The sequence below is a fragment of the Thiobacillus sp. 65-1402 genome (genome assembly GCF_001897685.1).
GTDB lineage: Bacteria > Pseudomonadota > Gammaproteobacteria > Burkholderiales > Thiobacillaceae > Thiobacillus.
The window spans coordinates 1-14,408 of sequence record NZ_MKUG01000025.1 but is presented as its reverse complement, the minus strand read 5'-3'; the positions used below and the strand labels follow the sequence as shown (position 1 = coordinate 14,408).

The window sequence follows — 14,408 nt, the reverse complement described above, 5'->3', positions numbered from 1 at the left end:
ACAGCCAGCCCACGGTTGATTTGCCGTAGCCATGCTCGACCAGGTAGATCGAATAGAAGGTGTAGTACGGCCCGTGCGTCACCGCCATCAGCAGACAGGCGGCCAGCAGCGACGCCACCTCCGGCCGCTTCAGCACGGCCCAGACCGGGATGTGATCGCCGGCATGCGGCAGGATTTCGGCCTCGGGGATCACCCGCGCGAACGCGACGATGCCCAGCATCACCGCCAGCACCGCCCACGGCAGCCAGCCGATCGACACATGATCGAAGGCATGCCCCAGCCCCACCACCATGACGATGAAGCCGACCGAGCCCCACAGGCGGATGCGGCCGTAGGCGTCGCTGCGCTCGCCCAGATGCGACAGCGTCATCGCCTCGACCAGCGGCAGCGACGCGCTCCAGAAGAAACTCAGCGCCGCCATCACCACAAACAGCCACCAGAAACCGTCGCCGGCAAACACCCCGGCAAACACCAGCACGCTGCCTATCGCCGCAATCTGCACGATCGCCGTGCGGCGGCCGGTGCGGTCGGCAATATGCCCCCAGATGTTGGGCGCAAAAATCCGCATCACCTGCAGCAGCGACATCAGCACGCCGATCTGGAAGGCGTTGAACGCCAGCGACTGCAGATACAGCCCCCAGAACGGCGACATCGCGCCGACGAAAGCAAAATAAAAGAAATAGAAACCGGACAGACGCCAGTAGGGAACGGCACTCATACGGCCGGATTATCCCTGAGGCGGGCACCGTTTCCGCATCCGCATTTCAGTCCGGGAACGAATAAAAGCGCTGTGCGGCCGGGTCACCCCATGCCGGATGGCGAATCGCGCGAGGGGATGCGCGCGATCCATGCCATCAGGATCAGGCCGCCGGCTCCCATGGCCAGCTTTGCCGGCCAGCCCGGCACGAAAAACCCGATGGAGACCGCGAAGCTCAGCGCGATCAGCCCCAGCGCGATGCGCTTGGCGCGATACGGGATGCTGCGATGCTCACGCCATTCGCGGATCAGCGGCCCGAACTGCGGGTGATTCAGCAGCCAGTTGAAAATGCGGCGGGACGAGCGCGCGAAGCAGGCGGCCGCCAGCAGCAGGAAGGGCGTAGTCGGCAGCACCGGCAGGAACAGCCCGAGAACACCCAACAAAAGGAATAGCGCACCCAGGCCGGCAAATACCAGACGAACCGGAATGGGATGACGGTGATGGCCGCCCCCGTCTGTCTGCATGGTCAAACCGGTTCCCCCTGAACCCACTGCCGCATCCCCGGCCCCCGGATGCCCTGCACGACTCCCCCGCGCAGGCCGTGCCCTCGCACCGGGCCGCGGCTACTTGAGCACGAACGTCAGCTTCATCCGCACGCTGTATCCGGCGACCTTGCCTTTTTTCACCTTCACGCTCTGATCCATCACCCAGGCGCCGGTGATGTTTTCCAGCGACTCGGCCGCCTTTGCGACGCCCAGCCTGATCGCGTCGTCAAATCCCTTTTCGGAACTCGCCGTGACTTCGATGGTTTTCGCGATGCTCATGATGCCCCCTTCCGGTTGAACAAGCCGTCCACAATCTCAGACTATCAACTTGCACTGGGAATCCAACTACAAAATCGGCCATGCCGCATCAAACCGCGCCTGCTGCCATTATTTCATGCCGGAGCGCAGCCTGACCGGCTCGCCCGCCACCGCGAACACGCCGTTGCCGCGGTGGTGCAGCGTCTGCGGATTCTTGACGGCTGTATCGACCCACGCCTTCAGCACTTCCAGGATGAAGAAATTGTAGGCATTCACCAGCCGGGTATCGGCCACCCGGCATTCCAGGCTGGCATAGCATTCCGCAATCAGCGGCGCCTGCACCTGCGAAGCCGGGACGGCAGTGAGGCCGTACTTGGCGAACTTGTCGACGCTGCGGCCGGAGCAGTTGCCGATGCCCACCACCTGCTTCGCCAGCGCCAGCGTCGGAATGTTGACCACGCATTCGCGGGTCGCCTTCAAGGTATCGAACGAGGCGTTGCGGCCGCTGATCACGCAGCCCAGGAGCGGCGGCTCGAATTCCATCATGGTGTGCCACGACATCGTCATGATGTTGGCCTGGCCCTTGCGGGCGGTCGCCACCAGCACCACCGGCCCCGGCTCCAGCAGGCCGTAGACCTTGGCCAGGGGATACGCGCGTTTCGCCATCTCGACACCTCTTTCACGGGATCGCCTACGCCTGCAGCATAGTCGGCATCGCGCGCTCCGGCGCGGGCGGAACCGCGCCGCCCGCCGCACCGAACCAAAGCGCAGCGCGCGTGTCCACCCTGTCTGCCTTAAGCAAGGAGACAAACGTGCGCCTTTCCCCATTCAACCCCGAGCCGACGCGGCAGCATAGCCGGGCCGGATTCAGCCTCCTCGCCGGGCTGTTGTTCGTGCTTGCCTTGCCTCCGGGCCTGGCCGCCGCAGCGGAGGCGCCCTGGGGCCGCGCCCAGGCAGTGGAGCAGGCCTACGCCAAGCAGAAAGTCGTATACGACGTCCACGTCAACAGTGAAGCCGCGGTGCGCTCGGTGATCAGCCGCGCGGTATTGCTGGCCGACTTCAATGGCTCCGACCCGTTCGACAGCAAGATCGTGATCATGCTGCACGGCAACGAAATCCCCTTCTTCGCGATCAAGAACCACGCGAAATACCGCGAACTGATGCAGCGCGCCCACGGCGCCTCGCTCACCGGCGTCATCGAATTCCGCATGTGCCGCCTGGCAGCGGAAATGCACGGCTTCCAGCCCGAGGATATTCACGGCTTCGTCACCCTGGTGCCGATGGCGGATGCCGAGATCGTGCGGCTGCAGCAAGAGGGCTACGCCTACATGCGCTGAAACCGGCCGGACGGCGGGCACGCCTTGTATCCGCGCCGAGCCTGGCCTAGATTTAAGTACCCCCTCCGAAAGCATCCAAGGAGATGACCATGCTGCACGATTCAACCGACATCAACCGGCTGATCCAGAAGCCGGCGACCGATCCCGACTTCCCCCATGCCCCGCTGGACTGGACCCGCAACGAAGCGGCAAAAATCGCGCGCGACGAAGGACTCGAATTGGCCGAAGATCACTGGGATACCATTCGCGCCCTGCAGAACTACTATGCCCACCACGAAGACGACGCCGTCGTCAATCTGCGCGACCTGCACGATGCGCTGGATGAATGCTTCCACCAGAAAGGCGGCCTGAAATACCTGTACACGCTGTTCCCGGGCGGGCCCATTGCACAGAGTTGCCGTCTTGCCGGGCTGAAAGCGCCCTTCATGGCCACCGACCGCAGCTTCGGCAGCGTCGCTTAACAACCCGAGCGGCGGGTTTCCACGCTTGCTCCCCCGGCACATGCCGCGGGAGTCCGTCGCCACCGCATGTTCCACGCACCTATCCATCCCGCTTGATCGGCAGGGTGGCTGACGCATTGCTGTTCCGCTAAAGCCGGTCGCCCCGGCAGCGAAACCCGCCGCTCCCCGACGCGCCCGACCGGCGCAAGCGCGCTTGATCAAAGACATAAATGCCCACATACTCGCGCAAAGGCGGTTGAGTTTTCTCACCTGGTCCTTTGCCCGACTTCAAACGCCTGGTACCGAAACCCTCTGTGGCTGCTCCGACCGATTCTCGCCTGATCGAACTGCACGCGCTGCAACTCGACGACGCGCGCGCCCTGCTGGAGCACGACGCGAAAAACAGCCGGCAGGAAGCCGGCGAGTCGCCCACCGCCTATGTGCAACGCGTGCTCGATGGTCTGTGCGAACTCTCGCTCAAAGACCCGCTTACGGGGCTGGGCAATCGCCGGCATTTCCGCTCGGTGCTCGAACGCTCGATCGAAGCGGTCGCGCGTTCCGGCGACTCGGTACTGCTGCTGCTGCTGGACATCGACCACTTCAAGATCATCAACGACACCCACGGCCATCTGGCCGGCGACCAGGTGTTGCAGGCCATAGCGGGCTGCCTGGCAGGCTGCGTGCGCCCGATGGACACCGTCGCCCGCTACGGCGGCGAAGAATTTGCGGTAATCCTGCCCAACTGCCGGCCGCTTTTCGGGCGTGCCGTCGCCGAGCGGATTCGCCAAACCGTTGAATCGCTCCCGATCGCCGTGGCGCCGCTGCTCAGCGTCCAGGTTACGCTCAGTATCGGCGGCGCCTACGCACCGGAATGGGTGCGTTCCACCGCCGACCTGTGGCTCGAACGCGCCGACCAGCAGCTCTACCGCGCCAAGTCCGAGGGACGCAACCGGATCAGTCTGGAACAGCCGCAGGAACTGTCGGTCAGCGCCGAAGAGAAAGGCCTGCTGTTCGGCCAGCTCGGCCCGGATGAAGCGGCCGCAACCGGAATGGCACCGGGCGACGTCTCTCACGACGCCCAGGGCAATGTCACGAACAGAGTAAACGCATGAACGATGTCCTGTCCCCTCCAGCCGGAAACCGCGAGGCGACCCCGGTTCCCTTGAAACCCCTGGGCAAGGTGCTCGCCGTCACCAGCGGCAAGGGCGGCGTCGGCAAGACCTTTGTCTCGGCCAACCTCGCCGCCGCGCTCGCCAAGCGCGGCCACAAGGTGCTGGTGCTCGACGCCGATCTCGGGCTGGCCAATCTCGACGTGGTGCTCAACCTCTACCCCAAAATCACGCTGCACGATGTGTTCACCGGCAAGGCCAGGCTGGAAGAGGCCATCCTGCAGGCGCCAGGCGGCTTTTCCGTGCTGCTGGCAGGCTCCGGCATGGTCGAGTATTCACGGCTGACGCCCGAGGTGCGCAACGAATTTCTGCGCATCGTGAGCGGCCTGGTGCCGCATTACGACGTCGTGCTGCTGGATACCGGCGCGGGGATTTCGGACGTCGTCCTGTTCGCCGTTTCGCTGGCGTCCGAAGTATTGATGGTCGCCACCCCCGAGCCGACTTCGCTCACCGATGCCTATGCCACGATCAAAGTGCTGGTGGGGCAGCAGCAGCGGCAAACCGTGCGCGTGATCGTCAACCAGGCCGTCCGCCCGGGTGCCGGCCAGGCCATCACGAATCAGCTGCAACAGGTACTCGACCGCTTCGTCGTCACCGAACCCGGCCATCCTGTCCGCCTGATCCACATGGGCGACATCCCGCTCGATCCCGAAGTGCGCCAGGCCGTGATGCGCCGCCAGTTGCTGATGCAAACCACCCCCGGCTGCCCCGCCGGGGTGGCCATTGCGCAGCTCGCAGGCAAGCTGGAACACAACGTGATCCCCTGTCCGGCGTAGCATCTGCACGCGCTGGCGCGCTGCGCATCCAGTCTTGGCTTAGGGAGCAAGCCCGTCAATCCGCCCCGCAGCGCGCAGGCAGCGCCAGCCGCCAAGCTGCGCCATTCCCCCCGTCAGTTTTGAGTGCCGGCGGGCCTTGCCCCAACCAGCGCCATCACCCTGTGCGGCTCCATGTGCAGCAGCGCCGCGATCTCGCGGTAATCGTCAGGCAGCGCGGCGTCGTCCCAGCCGTGGGCGGAATGCCGCGCCAGGTTGGCCGCCAGCGTCACATTGCGCACCCTGGCCGAGTGCGCCTGCGCCGGATCCGTCAGGTTCAGCAGCAATTCAGGCAAGCGCCACTCGATCGTCAGCGCGCGCTGTAAATCCACGCCGGCGAACCCCAGCACCTGCTTCTGTACCTCCGCACTGCGCAGGGAAGGGTCGGCCTCCTGCCGCTTGCCGATTTCCAGCATCTGTCGCGGGTTGAAGCACCACATCAGCATTTCGGCGACATGGGCAAGCAAGGCCGACACCCGCACTTCTTCCGCATGCAGATCGTGCAGCCGCAGCGCCCAATCGAAGGCATAGTGCGCGGCACGTTGCGCGCGCCGAACGGTTTGCAGCAGCTGCACCAGCGCATCGAGACGATCGTGCAGCCTCTCCTCCACGACCGGTGCCGGCGGCACCCCACGGAAAAACGTGTCCAATCCCATCATGAGCAGCGCCTGCTTCACGTCGACCAGTTCGTATTGCTGGTTGCGATGCTTGTGCGACTGCATGTAGCGCAGCAACTTGACCGTCATCAGCGGATCGTCGGTCACCACATCGGCCATGCTGCGGGCAGTGAGCAGCGCGTCGTCGGCGCGCAGGCGTTGCAGTTCGCGGGCGGTTTGCCGCAGCACGGGAATGTCCGTCCGCCCCAAAAAGGCGAGCCAGTCCGCCATGCTTTCCGGTTGCTGCCTCATCCCCACTCCCCGACGGCGCGAAGCGGATCCTTTCCGACGAAGGCGCTACAGAAATCCGCACAGCCGGCCGATGAAAGCACCTCATTCCCCTCACGAAAGCGATCCGTAGCCCCTCCTGTTTTAACGGCCTGTCTGGCCTCGCCTTGAGCGGTTCCGAATACCGGCTCGAAGCCGACGTTTCCGGATTGCTGGGCTATAAAGAATCATTCGCCTTTTGCGACGTCCGGCCGGTTTGGGCCGGGGCAATTCGGGCGAATGACAGGAGGTTGTCATGGAACGCAAATACATCGACTGCAGGGAATATCCGAGCGAGATGAACTGCACGGTCATGATTTCCGCAGACGGCGAAGCCGAACTTCTGGAAGCGGCTGTTCAGCATGCCGCCGCAGTGCACCACGAGCGAGACACACCGGAATTGCGCAACCAGATACGCGCACTGATCAAGACCATGCCCACCGCCAAGGCGGCATGATCCCGCACTCAAGGCACAAATAGGCACAAAGGCAAACGGGGGCCCGGGCTGCCGGATTTTTCCCGGCATGACCCGCAGTCCCCGGCCCTGCCGGTTCAGCGTTCGAACACCAGGCTTTCCGCGCTGGCCCCCATCTCCGTCAAGGCGCCGTTGACCGCCTCCATGAACGGCGGCGGGCCGCAGACATAAAAGCGCTGCTTGAAGTCCCTGATTCTTTCCTCCAGGAAGGCGCGGTCGACGCGACGGTGCTCATAGCCGGGTGCGGCGGCGCCGGTACAGAGCAGAATGCAGCGCTCCCCCAGCAAATGACGCAGCTCTTTTTCGCAGATCACGTCACGCGGGGTCTTGTTGGAGAACATCAAGGTCTGGCCGTCCAGCTCTCCCTTGCGCGCCAATCCGCGCAGGATGGCCAGGAAAGGCGTGATGCCGGCGCCTCCGGCAATGAAAACGCCGGGGCCTTGATAGCGGATGGTGCCGAACGGTTCAGACATCAGCAGTTCGGCGCCCGGCTCCAACTGGTGGAGCGCGTGGGTCACGCCAGCATGGCCGGGGTAGGCCTTGATGGTGAATTCCAGCACCCGGTCATCGGCCAGTCCGGTGGGCGTGAAGGGGCGGCCTTGCTCGCGCAGGTCGGGCCGGTCGATCGCCAGTTCCACGCCCTGACCGGGAACGATGGAAACGCCCGCAGGCTTGCTGACGATGAAGCGCTTCACGTCGTGGGTAACGAACTGGCTCATAAGCAGGTTGACGCTGTGGCTCATCGCCCTCCCCTCCCCTGAAAAAACGAGCGCCACGCAGCACGTGAACTCCGCGTGCGTGCTTCATGTTGGCGATACGCAAACCAACTCCGGCCAGCGTCCGCTCGGCCGGGATGCCTGGCACGATTCAATACTGATCGGCCAGCCAGTCATCCAGCATGGTGCAGGCCTCCTGCCTGGGAACTGAGGAATCCCTGCCCTGCAACGGGGTGTAGCAGACGTACTGGTTGCCGTCGCTATCCGTCAGGTTGCGCAGCGGGATCTCGCCCACGGTTTCAAAGCCACGCGCATCCATCATGATGAATTGGTAGTCGTCCCCTACGCTGACCTCCAGCCTGCCGCCGTTGCCTTCGCCATACTTTTCCCACCAGGTATCGGGATTGGCGCCGTCGTAAAAGGGCGTTGTCGCCCCCAGCCTGCTGTTCCGATGCCAGGCCATGATGGTCGGGTCTTTCATCTGATTGTCCTTCGCGGCGTCCTTCGCAAGCAGGCTGGCGGCCTGGAAGCCCGGGTCGGGGCCGTGATAGTCGATATGTACGTTTCTCATGATGCGATCCTTTCGAGTAATCGGGAATTGAACTGGAGAGCCGGAAACAGCGCACGATCAATCATTATTTGTAGGCCAATACCAGACAAAAACAATCAGGTATTCGGCGCCGTGCCGGCTGGCGGCACGCGCGGCCCAGTCCATGCAGCCCCCTGCGCCCACGCCAGCAGGAGCAGGCCGCAAATCCGGATGCGCTCAGAAGGGCAGCCAGAACAGAATCCGAAAATGCGGGTCGAACCTGACAGGCAAGGCGCATCAACGGTGGATGGGCCGACATTCATTCCGTCTTCGCCGGGTTTTCATGATTTCCGCAAACCTGCCTGCCGCCTTGCCCGGGCCTCATGCCATCCCTTCCGGGCACAGGGAATTGCGGCGGAGAAAGATGATAGGCTCAGCCACAGACGGCGTTTTCCGGTCCCTCCGTTCATGGTCGGGAAACGCAATGGTTTGCAGGAAGCCGGGGATTGTGCGCGACCGGACCGACGCCTACCGCGCACGGCAATGAAAAAGGAGACACGAGCATGAAAATACAACTGACAGGAATTGCCATCGCGGCGGCCCTTGCCATGCTGCCGGTACAACCGGTCATTGCGGAGGCGTTCGCTCCTTACGGTACGGCCAAGGTCGACATGCACAAGATGCCGGTTACCAATACGGTATTCGACGTCAATTACGAGGATCCGCAGAAACTGAACATCCTTTACAACTTCGTCAAAAACACCAAGAAAGAAACCCGCGGCAAGGTGGTGGTGGTGACGCACGGGCCGGAGCTGCGCGCGTTCGCCAAGGAAAATTACGAAAAATATCAGGGCATCGTGGACAAGATGGCGGAACTGGCGAAGGAGGGCGTGGCGTTCAAGATGTGCAACAACGCCATGAAGGCGGCCGGGTTCAGCGCCGAAGACATGCACGGCTTCATTACCGTGGTGCCGGCAGGCTTCGCCGAATTGGTCTACTGGCAGGGCAAGGGCTACCAATACATCAACCCGCTGCCGCTCTCGGTGAAGGACGTCCGCTATATCGATCAGCCCCAGCTGAAAAAATGACCCCGCCACGATAGCGGCCGGCATCTGGCGAAACGCCAGATGCCTTTGTTCGACCTGATCGTATCCCCCTCTTCGCACCTCATTCACTGGCTTCTCCCGCAAGGACTGCCCGCCCAAAGGCTTGCCGTCCGGATCGATTTTCAGGCTCGCACGCAGGCCGTCGCCGAACGCCGGAACCCCACTCGCTGCGTTCCACGCGACGCCCTGTGCGCCCGGGAATGCCAGGCGGTTTTCCCGCAGCCCGTCATCGGGCGGCGGAGTTCGATCTCGCCCTCCCAGACGACAGCAAAAAACCCGGAAGCAGGGGCTGGTGGCCTGCCGGCTGCCAAACCACACGCGCTTTATGGACACCCGAATGCCATGCGGCAAGCAATCCACAGCGCGCTGTTTTGATATGATCCGGAATCCGGCTTACATGATCGTGGTCTCGCGTTGAGGGTCGCCGGTCGCCTTAAGGAGAGGGGACGCGGCAGGCTCCGCCGTTCTGGAGGACACTCCGCTCCTGCAGGAGATTCGCGACAACTACCGCAATAACCGCAACTATTCGAAGGAAAATCCAATGCACCTCAAGACCCTGCCCGCCCTCATCGCCCTTGGCCTGGCCAGTGCCTCCCTGCACGCCTACGCCATGGACGATCGCCTGTACATCGCCCCCTCGCTGAGCTACACCTTCGCCGACAGCGACCGCCGCTCCGACGACGGCTGGGGCGGCGGCCTGGCCCTGGGCAAACCCATCAATCCGGACTGGAACCTGGAACTGGCGCTGACCGGCAGCTCGCTCGACCGTGACGCCGGCGGCCATTACAAGCTGTGGGGCCTGGGCGTGGATGGCCTGTATTTCTTCGACCGCGATGCCGGCTTCGCCCCCTACGCGGTTGTTGGCCTGGGTGCGCTGCGCACCGACATTCCCGGCCGCGACGACACCGGCCTGATGGCCAACGCCGGCCTCGGCGTCATGAAGCAGCTGAGCGAAAACGTCGCGCTGCGCGCCGATGCCCGCTACCGCTGGGACGACAACAGCACCGACGCCTTCAACAAAAACGGCTTCGGCGACTGGCTGATCAACGTGGGCCTGAACATCGCCCTGGGCAAGAAGGCGCAGCCTGCGCCCGCGCCGCAGCTCGCGCCGGCGGCCCAACCGGAGCCCGCGCCGCAATCGGCACCGGCACCGGCGGCGCAAGTGGAGCCCAAGCCGCAGCCCGCGCCCGAGCCGGCAGCGCAAGCGGAACCCGTGCCGGTTGCCCCGGCGCTCAAGACAAAGCCGGCGGTCGAACTGGACAAGGCGCAGGCCGGTGACGTAATCGTCATCCTCGAAGGCGTGAACTTCGAATTCGACTCCGCCAAACTGCGCCCGGACGCCATCGAAATCCTAGCCGAGGCCACCACCGTACTCAACCACCGCAAGGACATCAGCGTGGACGTCGTCGGCCATACCTGCAACATCGGCACCGACCAATACAACCAGAGCCTGTCCGAGCGCCGCGCCAAGTCCGTATACGACTATCTCGTCTCTCACGGCATCGCTGCCGAGCGGCTCACCTCCAAGGGCATGGGCGAGACCCAGCCCGCCTTCAGCAACGCCTCCCGCGAAGGCCGCGCCAAGAACCGCCGCGTCGAACTGCATGTGAAGTAAGTGCGCGCTGCTGCGCCGACAAAAAGCCGCCTCGATGGGGCGGCTTTTTGTTTCAGCGCGCCATCGGGCTGTGCCCGCGGACCAGGCCGCTTCCTGCGCAAGCTGTTTTTGCTGGGTGAAGTCGGCCGGGTCGGGTATCGTCTCCGTACGACCACTGAAAGGAGCCAAAGCTTGAAGCCGAACTATCAGTACGAAAAGCGACAAAGGGAACTGGAAAAGAAGAAAAAGAAGGCCGAAAAGGAGCTGAAGAAAGCAGCGTCGGCTGGGGCGCCGCCGGCTACGGAGGACGCTGCCGTCCCGCCGGAAAACAAGTGACGCGGGACGGCGCCTGGCCATGCATTGCGCGGGTTCCCGGGCCAGGCGGGGTTCGTTGACGGCATAAGGCGATTGGCCGATGATTCCCTAATCGGGCTTGCCTGTCCGAAATACAGTGATCGTTCAAAAAAAGGGAGACTGCCGTGCCGCAAACCAAGTTCCTGCTCGACGAATCCGAGATTCCCACCCACTGGTACAACGTCGTCGCCGACATGCCCAACCGGCCGGCGCCGCCGCTCGGCCCGGACGGCAAGCCGATCGGCCCCGACGCGCTGACGGCGATCTTCCCGATGAGCCTGATCGAGCAGGAAATGTCGGCCGAGCGCTGGATTTCGATCCCCGAGAAGGTGCGCGAAATCTACCGCTTGTGGCGCCCCTCGCCGCTGTTCCGTGCCCACCGCCTGGAAGCGGCGCTCGGCACCCCGGCGAAGATCTACTACAAGTACGAGGGCGTCTCCCCGGCCGGCTCGCACAAGGTCAACACCTCGGTGGCGCAGGCCTATTACAACGCCGAGGCCGGCATCAAGCGCATCGCCACCGAGACCGGCGCCGGGCAGTGGGGCTGCTCGATGGCGCTGGCCGGCCAGATGTTCGGGCTGGAGGTGCGCGTGTACATGGTCAAGGTGAGCTACGGGCAGAAGCCCTACCGCCGCTCGATGATGCAGACCTGGGGCGCGGAAGTGTTCGCCAGCCCCAGCATGGAAACGAATTCCGGCCGCGCCGCGCTGGCCGAGGACCCGAACAATCCGGGCTCGCTCGGCCTGGCGATTTCCGAGGCAGTGGAAGATGCCGCCTCGCGCGCCGACACCAATTACACGCTCGGCTCGGTGCTGAACCATGTGCTGCTGCACCAGACCGTGATCGGGCTGGAAGCGAAGAAGCAGTTCGAGAAGGCCGGCGACTATCCCGACATGATCTTCGCCCCCTGCGGCGGCGGCTCCAATTTCGGCGGCGCGGCCTTCCCCTTCTTTGCCGACAAGGCGGCCGGCAGGAACGTGCGCCTGGTGGCGGTCGAGCCCGCCTCCTGCCCCACACTCACGCGCGGCCACTACGCCTACGACTTCGGCGACACCGCCAAGCTCACGCCGATGATGCTGATGTACACCCTCGGCCACGACTTCATGCCGCCCGGCATCCATGCCGGCGGCCTGCGCTACCACGGCGACTCGGCGCTGGTGTCGCAGCTCTATCACGAGAAGCTGATTGAAGCGGTGGCCGTGCACCAGCTCGCCACTTTCGAGGCCGGCGTCACCTTCGCCCGCGCCGAAGGCATCGTTCCCGCACCCGAGTCCAACCACGCCATCGCCGCCTGCATCGACGAGGCCCTGCGCTGCAAGGCAAGCGGCGAGCCGAAGACGCTGTTCTTCAACCTGTCCGGCCACGGCCACTTCGACATGGCCGCCTACGACAGCTACTTCAGCGGCAAACTGGAAGACTTCGCCTATCCGGAAGAGGCGATCCAGGCCGCGCTGGAGCGGCTGCCGAAGGTGGGCTGATGGCCGCCCGCGTCGTCGTTGACGGCGCGGCTGGACACACCGGGGCGCCGCTCCCTGCGGCAAGGCACCGAGTCCCGAAACCGAACTATCCGCTTGAAGAAATGACAAACAAAACAGGAAGGAAATAGAAGACCAGCCTGCCCAAGGGCAACAACGATGTCTTCTACGCAAGCCGGAACGCCCGTCCTGCCGTAAAAGAGGCGAATGCCCGGCAAGAGACTGCGCCTCTCACGGCGGAGGCGATCAAGGAGCCGACATGCACAACAGCAGACTCGTTCCGACCGGGATCGTGTTGGCGCTCTGTCTCGCGGCCGGCACAACCGGCGCCCGGGCGGCCGACGAACCTTACCGGGTTGCCGTGGCCAGCGACGGCGTCCAGCGCGTCGCCGTCGTCGGCGGCAGCTATTTCTTCAAGCCAGACCACCTCGTCGTCAAGGCGGGCACGCCGGTCGAACTGGTGCTGCGCGCCGAACCGGGGATCGTTCCCCACCGCTTCGTGCTCAGGCTGCCGTCCGACCAGATTGCCATCGACACCCAGCTTGGCGAGGAGCCGCGCGTTTTCCGCTTCACACCCGGCACTGTCGGCCGCTACCCCTACTATTGCCCGAACAAGCTGCTCTTCTTCGACAGCCACCGCGACAAAGGCATGGCGGGCATGCTGGAGGTGGTGGAGTAAGCCATGCTCCGGTCCCTGCTCGCCGCCGCCCTGCTCGTTCCGGCCAGCGGGGCCGCACTCGACCCGGTCGCCGCCGCGCGGCAGCAGTTCGAACAGCTCGACAGCTACCGGGTCACGCTTCGTTCGTCCGCGCCGCAGCACCCAACGCAGATCATCCGCTACGCCTACCGCAAGCCCGGCTTCGTCCGCATGGAATTCATCGCCCCCCATGCGGGCGCGCTGCTGATCTACAGCCCGCACAGCGGCAAGGTACGCCTGTGGCCATTCGGCCAGCGTGCCCGCGCGGCGCTGACGCTGGCCCCGGACAATCCGCTGATCCGCGGACCCTACGGCCGCAGCGTGGAGCGTTCCGACGTCGGGGCGCTGCTGCGCAATGTCCAGGCGCTGCAGGCGGGCGGCGACACCGAACTGCGCGGCGTGGAGACGGTCGGGCGCTGGAACGCCCGGCAGCTGGTCGTCACCGGCGCCCCCGGCAAGGCGGTGGACGGCGTGCACCGCTTCCAGCTCTGGCTGGCAGAGGGATCGCTGTTCCCGGTCAAGGTCGCCAGTTTCGGCCTTGACGATGAGGCGCTGGAAACCGTGTTGATGGACGACGTTGAAATCAATGTGGCGTTCGCCGCGGATTTTTTCCAGCCCTGACCTCAAAAGTCCGGAACCTCGAACGGCCATGGCGGAATACCGGTTCTCCACCCTGTGGTACCTCGAGGCCCCGGTGGAACCGGTGTGGGACGCCATCTATCGCTCGCGCCGCTGGCCGAACTGGTGGCGCGGGGTCGAACAGGTGCTGGACCTGGAGGCCGGCGACGACAACGGGCTGGGAGCGCTGCAGCGCTACACCTGGAAAAGCGTTCTGCCGTACCGGCTGACCTTCGACGTGCAGGTCACCCGCATCGAACCGCTGGTCTGCCTGGAAGGCCGGGCAAGCGGGGAAGTCGAGGGGTGCGGCGGCTGGTACTTTTCACGCGAAGGCACGCTCACCGTGGTCCGCTACGACTGGCAGGTGCGCACCACCAAGCGCTGGATGAATCTGCTCGCTCCCCTCGCCCAGCCTTTATTCAAGTGGAACCATAACGCCGTGATGCGTGCCGGCGGGCACGACCTGGCCCGTCTGCTCGGCACCCGGCTGGTCGCCATCGCCCATCGCCGCCCGGCCAGGCCGCAACGCACCTAGACGCGCAGCGGCGCTGCCCGGACGGCCATCCGGTCAGCGACGCTCGAACCGGTAGTACTGGCTATCGAGGTGGCGAACCACCTCCTCGACCTCGTCCCCGCTCCAGCGCAGCTGCAAATAATCCGCCC

At 64.5% G+C, this 14,408-nt stretch carries 19 protein-coding genes; 12 read left to right on the top strand and 7 right to left on the bottom strand.

The annotated features are described in order from the left end of the window. The 4 genes from BGO62_RS02385 to BGO62_RS02370 form a co-directional block, all read right to left on the bottom strand. Nucleotides 1-718, bottom strand: a 718-nt coding sequence (locus BGO62_RS02385; protein ID WP_296638981.1) for an MFS transporter, incomplete at its 3' end; no start/stop codon positions are given. Between the two features lie 83 nt (nucleotides 719-801). Beyond that, on the bottom strand, nucleotides 802-1,221 hold the full coding sequence (locus BGO62_RS02380; RefSeq protein WP_296638980.1) for a YbaN family protein: 420 nt from the start codon (nucleotides 1,219-1,221) through the stop codon (nucleotides 802-804). Between the two features lie 99 nt (nucleotides 1,222-1,320). Continuing rightward, entirely contained in the window at nucleotides 1,321-1,521 is a 201-nt protein-coding gene (locus BGO62_RS02375) for a dodecin family protein (RefSeq protein WP_296638979.1), read from the bottom strand. A gap of 108 nt (nucleotides 1,522-1,629) precedes the next feature. Continuing rightward, nucleotides 1,630-2,166, bottom strand: coding sequence for a flavin reductase family protein (locus tag BGO62_RS02370; RefSeq protein WP_296638978.1), 537 nt, complete (start codon nucleotides 2,164-2,166; stop codon nucleotides 1,630-1,632). Between the two features lie 146 nt (nucleotides 2,167-2,312). Between BGO62_RS02370 and BGO62_RS02365 the strand changes: the two genes are divergently transcribed. From BGO62_RS02365 to BGO62_RS02350, 4 genes are all read left to right on the top strand, one after another. Then, nucleotides 2,313-2,837, top strand: coding sequence for a DsrE family protein (locus BGO62_RS02365; protein ID WP_296638977.1), 525 nt, complete (start codon nucleotides 2,313-2,315; stop codon nucleotides 2,835-2,837). An 89-nt stretch (nucleotides 2,838-2,926) separates the two neighbouring features. Next, a complete protein-coding gene (locus tag BGO62_RS02360) occupies nucleotides 2,927-3,298 on the top strand; it encodes a TusE/DsrC/DsvC family sulfur relay protein (RefSeq protein ID WP_296638976.1) in 372 nt (123 codons plus the stop codon). Between the two features lie 293 nt (nucleotides 3,299-3,591). Continuing rightward, the gene (locus BGO62_RS02355; RefSeq protein WP_296638975.1) at nucleotides 3,592-4,389 is read left to right on the top strand and encodes a GGDEF domain-containing protein; all 798 of its coding nucleotides are present in this window, start codon (nucleotides 3,592-3,594) and stop codon (nucleotides 4,387-4,389) included. Beyond that, nucleotides 4,386-5,222, top strand: coding sequence for a MinD/ParA family protein (locus BGO62_RS02350; protein WP_296638974.1), 837 nt, complete (start codon nucleotides 4,386-4,388; stop codon nucleotides 5,220-5,222). The genes BGO62_RS02355 and BGO62_RS02350 overlap by 4 nt, the downstream gene beginning before the upstream one ends. Nucleotides 5,223-5,335: 113 nt before the next feature. Here the strand turns inward: BGO62_RS02350 and BGO62_RS02345 are convergent, their stop codons facing one another. After that, on the bottom strand, nucleotides 5,336-6,166 hold the full coding sequence (locus BGO62_RS02345) for an HDOD domain-containing protein (RefSeq protein ID WP_296638973.1): 831 nt from the start codon (nucleotides 6,164-6,166) through the stop codon (nucleotides 5,336-5,338). 271 nt (nucleotides 6,167-6,437) lie between these two features. Here BGO62_RS02345 and BGO62_RS02340 point away from each other — a divergent pair, with 271 nt between their 5' ends. Next, a complete protein-coding gene (locus BGO62_RS02340) occupies nucleotides 6,438-6,638 on the top strand; it encodes a DUF1059 domain-containing protein (RefSeq protein ID WP_296638972.1) in 201 nt (66 codons plus the stop codon). Nucleotides 6,639-6,733: 95 nt separating this feature from the next. Here BGO62_RS02340 and BGO62_RS02335 read toward each other — a convergent pair whose 3' ends face one another. Together BGO62_RS02335 and BGO62_RS02330 are read right to left on the bottom strand one after the other, a co-directional pair. Continuing rightward, nucleotides 6,734-7,399 carry an FAD-binding oxidoreductase gene (locus BGO62_RS02335; protein ID WP_296638971.1) on the bottom strand — a complete coding sequence of 222 codons (666 nt, stop codon included), beginning with the start codon at nucleotides 7,397-7,399 and terminating at the stop codon, nucleotides 6,734-6,736. A 124-nt stretch (nucleotides 7,400-7,523) separates the two neighbouring features. Further along, nucleotides 7,524-7,943 carry an AF1514 family protein gene (locus BGO62_RS02330; RefSeq protein WP_296638970.1) on the bottom strand — a complete coding sequence of 140 codons (420 nt, stop codon included), beginning with the start codon at nucleotides 7,941-7,943 and terminating at the stop codon, nucleotides 7,524-7,526. 521 nt (nucleotides 7,944-8,464) lie between these two features. Here BGO62_RS02330 and BGO62_RS02325 point away from each other — a divergent pair. The 7 genes from BGO62_RS02325 (at nucleotide 8,465) to BGO62_RS02295 (ending at nucleotide 14,280) form a co-directional block, all read left to right on the top strand. Continuing rightward, entirely contained in the window at nucleotides 8,465-8,989 is a 525-nt protein-coding gene (locus BGO62_RS02325) for a DsrE family protein (RefSeq protein WP_296638969.1), read from the top strand. Nucleotides 8,990-9,548: 559 nt separating this feature from the next. Next, the gene (locus BGO62_RS02320; RefSeq protein WP_296638968.1) at nucleotides 9,549-10,622 is read left to right on the top strand and encodes an OmpA family protein; all 1,074 of its coding nucleotides are present in this window, start codon (nucleotides 9,549-9,551) and stop codon (nucleotides 10,620-10,622) included. 171 nt (nucleotides 10,623-10,793) lie between these two features. Continuing rightward, complete coding sequence (locus tag BGO62_RS02315) at nucleotides 10,794-10,937, top strand: hypothetical protein (RefSeq protein WP_296638967.1); 144 nt, start codon at nucleotides 10,794-10,796, stop codon at nucleotides 10,935-10,937. Nucleotides 10,938-11,080: 143 nt separating this feature from the next. Continuing rightward, on the top strand, nucleotides 11,081-12,433 hold the full coding sequence (locus BGO62_RS02310) for a TrpB-like pyridoxal phosphate-dependent enzyme (RefSeq protein ID WP_296638966.1): 1,353 nt from the start codon (nucleotides 11,081-11,083) through the stop codon (nucleotides 12,431-12,433). Nucleotides 12,434-12,689: 256 nt separating this feature from the next. After that, complete coding sequence (locus BGO62_RS02305) at nucleotides 12,690-13,109, top strand: quinol oxidase (RefSeq protein WP_296638965.1); 420 nt, start codon at nucleotides 12,690-12,692, stop codon at nucleotides 13,107-13,109. A gap of 3 nt (nucleotides 13,110-13,112) precedes the next feature. Continuing rightward, entirely contained in the window at nucleotides 13,113-13,748 is a 636-nt protein-coding gene (locus BGO62_RS02300; RefSeq protein ID WP_296638964.1) for a DUF1571 domain-containing protein, read from the top strand. Nucleotides 13,749-13,776: 28 nt separating this feature from the next. Beyond that, nucleotides 13,777-14,280 (top strand): SRPBCC family protein, encoded by a 504-nt coding sequence (locus BGO62_RS02295; protein WP_296638963.1) that lies wholly within the window; start codon nucleotides 13,777-13,779, stop codon nucleotides 14,278-14,280. Nucleotides 14,281-14,408 lie beyond the last annotated feature (128 nt).

Bases quoted from the DNA above. Each gene is read 5' to 3' on its own strand.
- BGO62_RS02380 (WP_296638980.1), bottom strand. From the start codon at position 1,221: ATGCAGACAGACGGGGGCGGCCATCACCGTCATCCCATTCCGGTTCGT.
- BGO62_RS02375 (WP_296638979.1), bottom strand. From the start codon at position 1,521: ATGAGCATCGCGAAAACCATCGAAGTCACGGCGAGTTCCGAAAAGGGA.
- BGO62_RS02370 (WP_296638978.1), bottom strand. From the start codon at position 2,166: ATGGCGAAACGCGCGTATCCCCTGGCCAAGGTCTACGGCCTGCTGGAG.
- BGO62_RS02360 (WP_296638976.1), top strand. From the start codon at position 2,927: ATGCTGCACGATTCAACCGACATCAACCGGCTGATCCAGAAGCCGGCG.
- BGO62_RS02350 (WP_296638974.1), top strand. From the start codon at position 4,386: ATGAACGATGTCCTGTCCCCTCCAGCCGGAAACCGCGAGGCGACCCCG.
- BGO62_RS02345 (WP_296638973.1), bottom strand. From the start codon at position 6,166: ATGAGGCAGCAACCGGAAAGCATGGCGGACTGGCTCGCCTTTTTGGGG.
- BGO62_RS02340 (WP_296638972.1), top strand. From the start codon at position 6,438: ATGGAACGCAAATACATCGACTGCAGGGAATATCCGAGCGAGATGAAC.
- BGO62_RS02335 (WP_296638971.1), bottom strand. From the start codon at position 7,399: ATGAGCCACAGCGTCAACCTGCTTATGAGCCAGTTCGTTACCCACGAC.
- BGO62_RS02330 (WP_296638970.1), bottom strand. From the start codon at position 7,943: ATGAGAAACGTACATATCGACTATCACGGCCCCGACCCGGGCTTCCAG.
- BGO62_RS02325 (WP_296638969.1), top strand. From the start codon at position 8,465: ATGAAAATACAACTGACAGGAATTGCCATCGCGGCGGCCCTTGCCATG.
- BGO62_RS02320 (WP_296638968.1), top strand. From the start codon at position 9,549: ATGCACCTCAAGACCCTGCCCGCCCTCATCGCCCTTGGCCTGGCCAGT.
- BGO62_RS02305 (WP_296638965.1), top strand. From the start codon at position 12,690: ATGCACAACAGCAGACTCGTTCCGACCGGGATCGTGTTGGCGCTCTGT.
- BGO62_RS02300 (WP_296638964.1), top strand. From the start codon at position 13,113: ATGCTCCGGTCCCTGCTCGCCGCCGCCCTGCTCGTTCCGGCCAGCGGG.
- BGO62_RS02295 (WP_296638963.1), top strand. From the start codon at position 13,777: ATGGCGGAATACCGGTTCTCCACCCTGTGGTACCTCGAGGCCCCGGTG.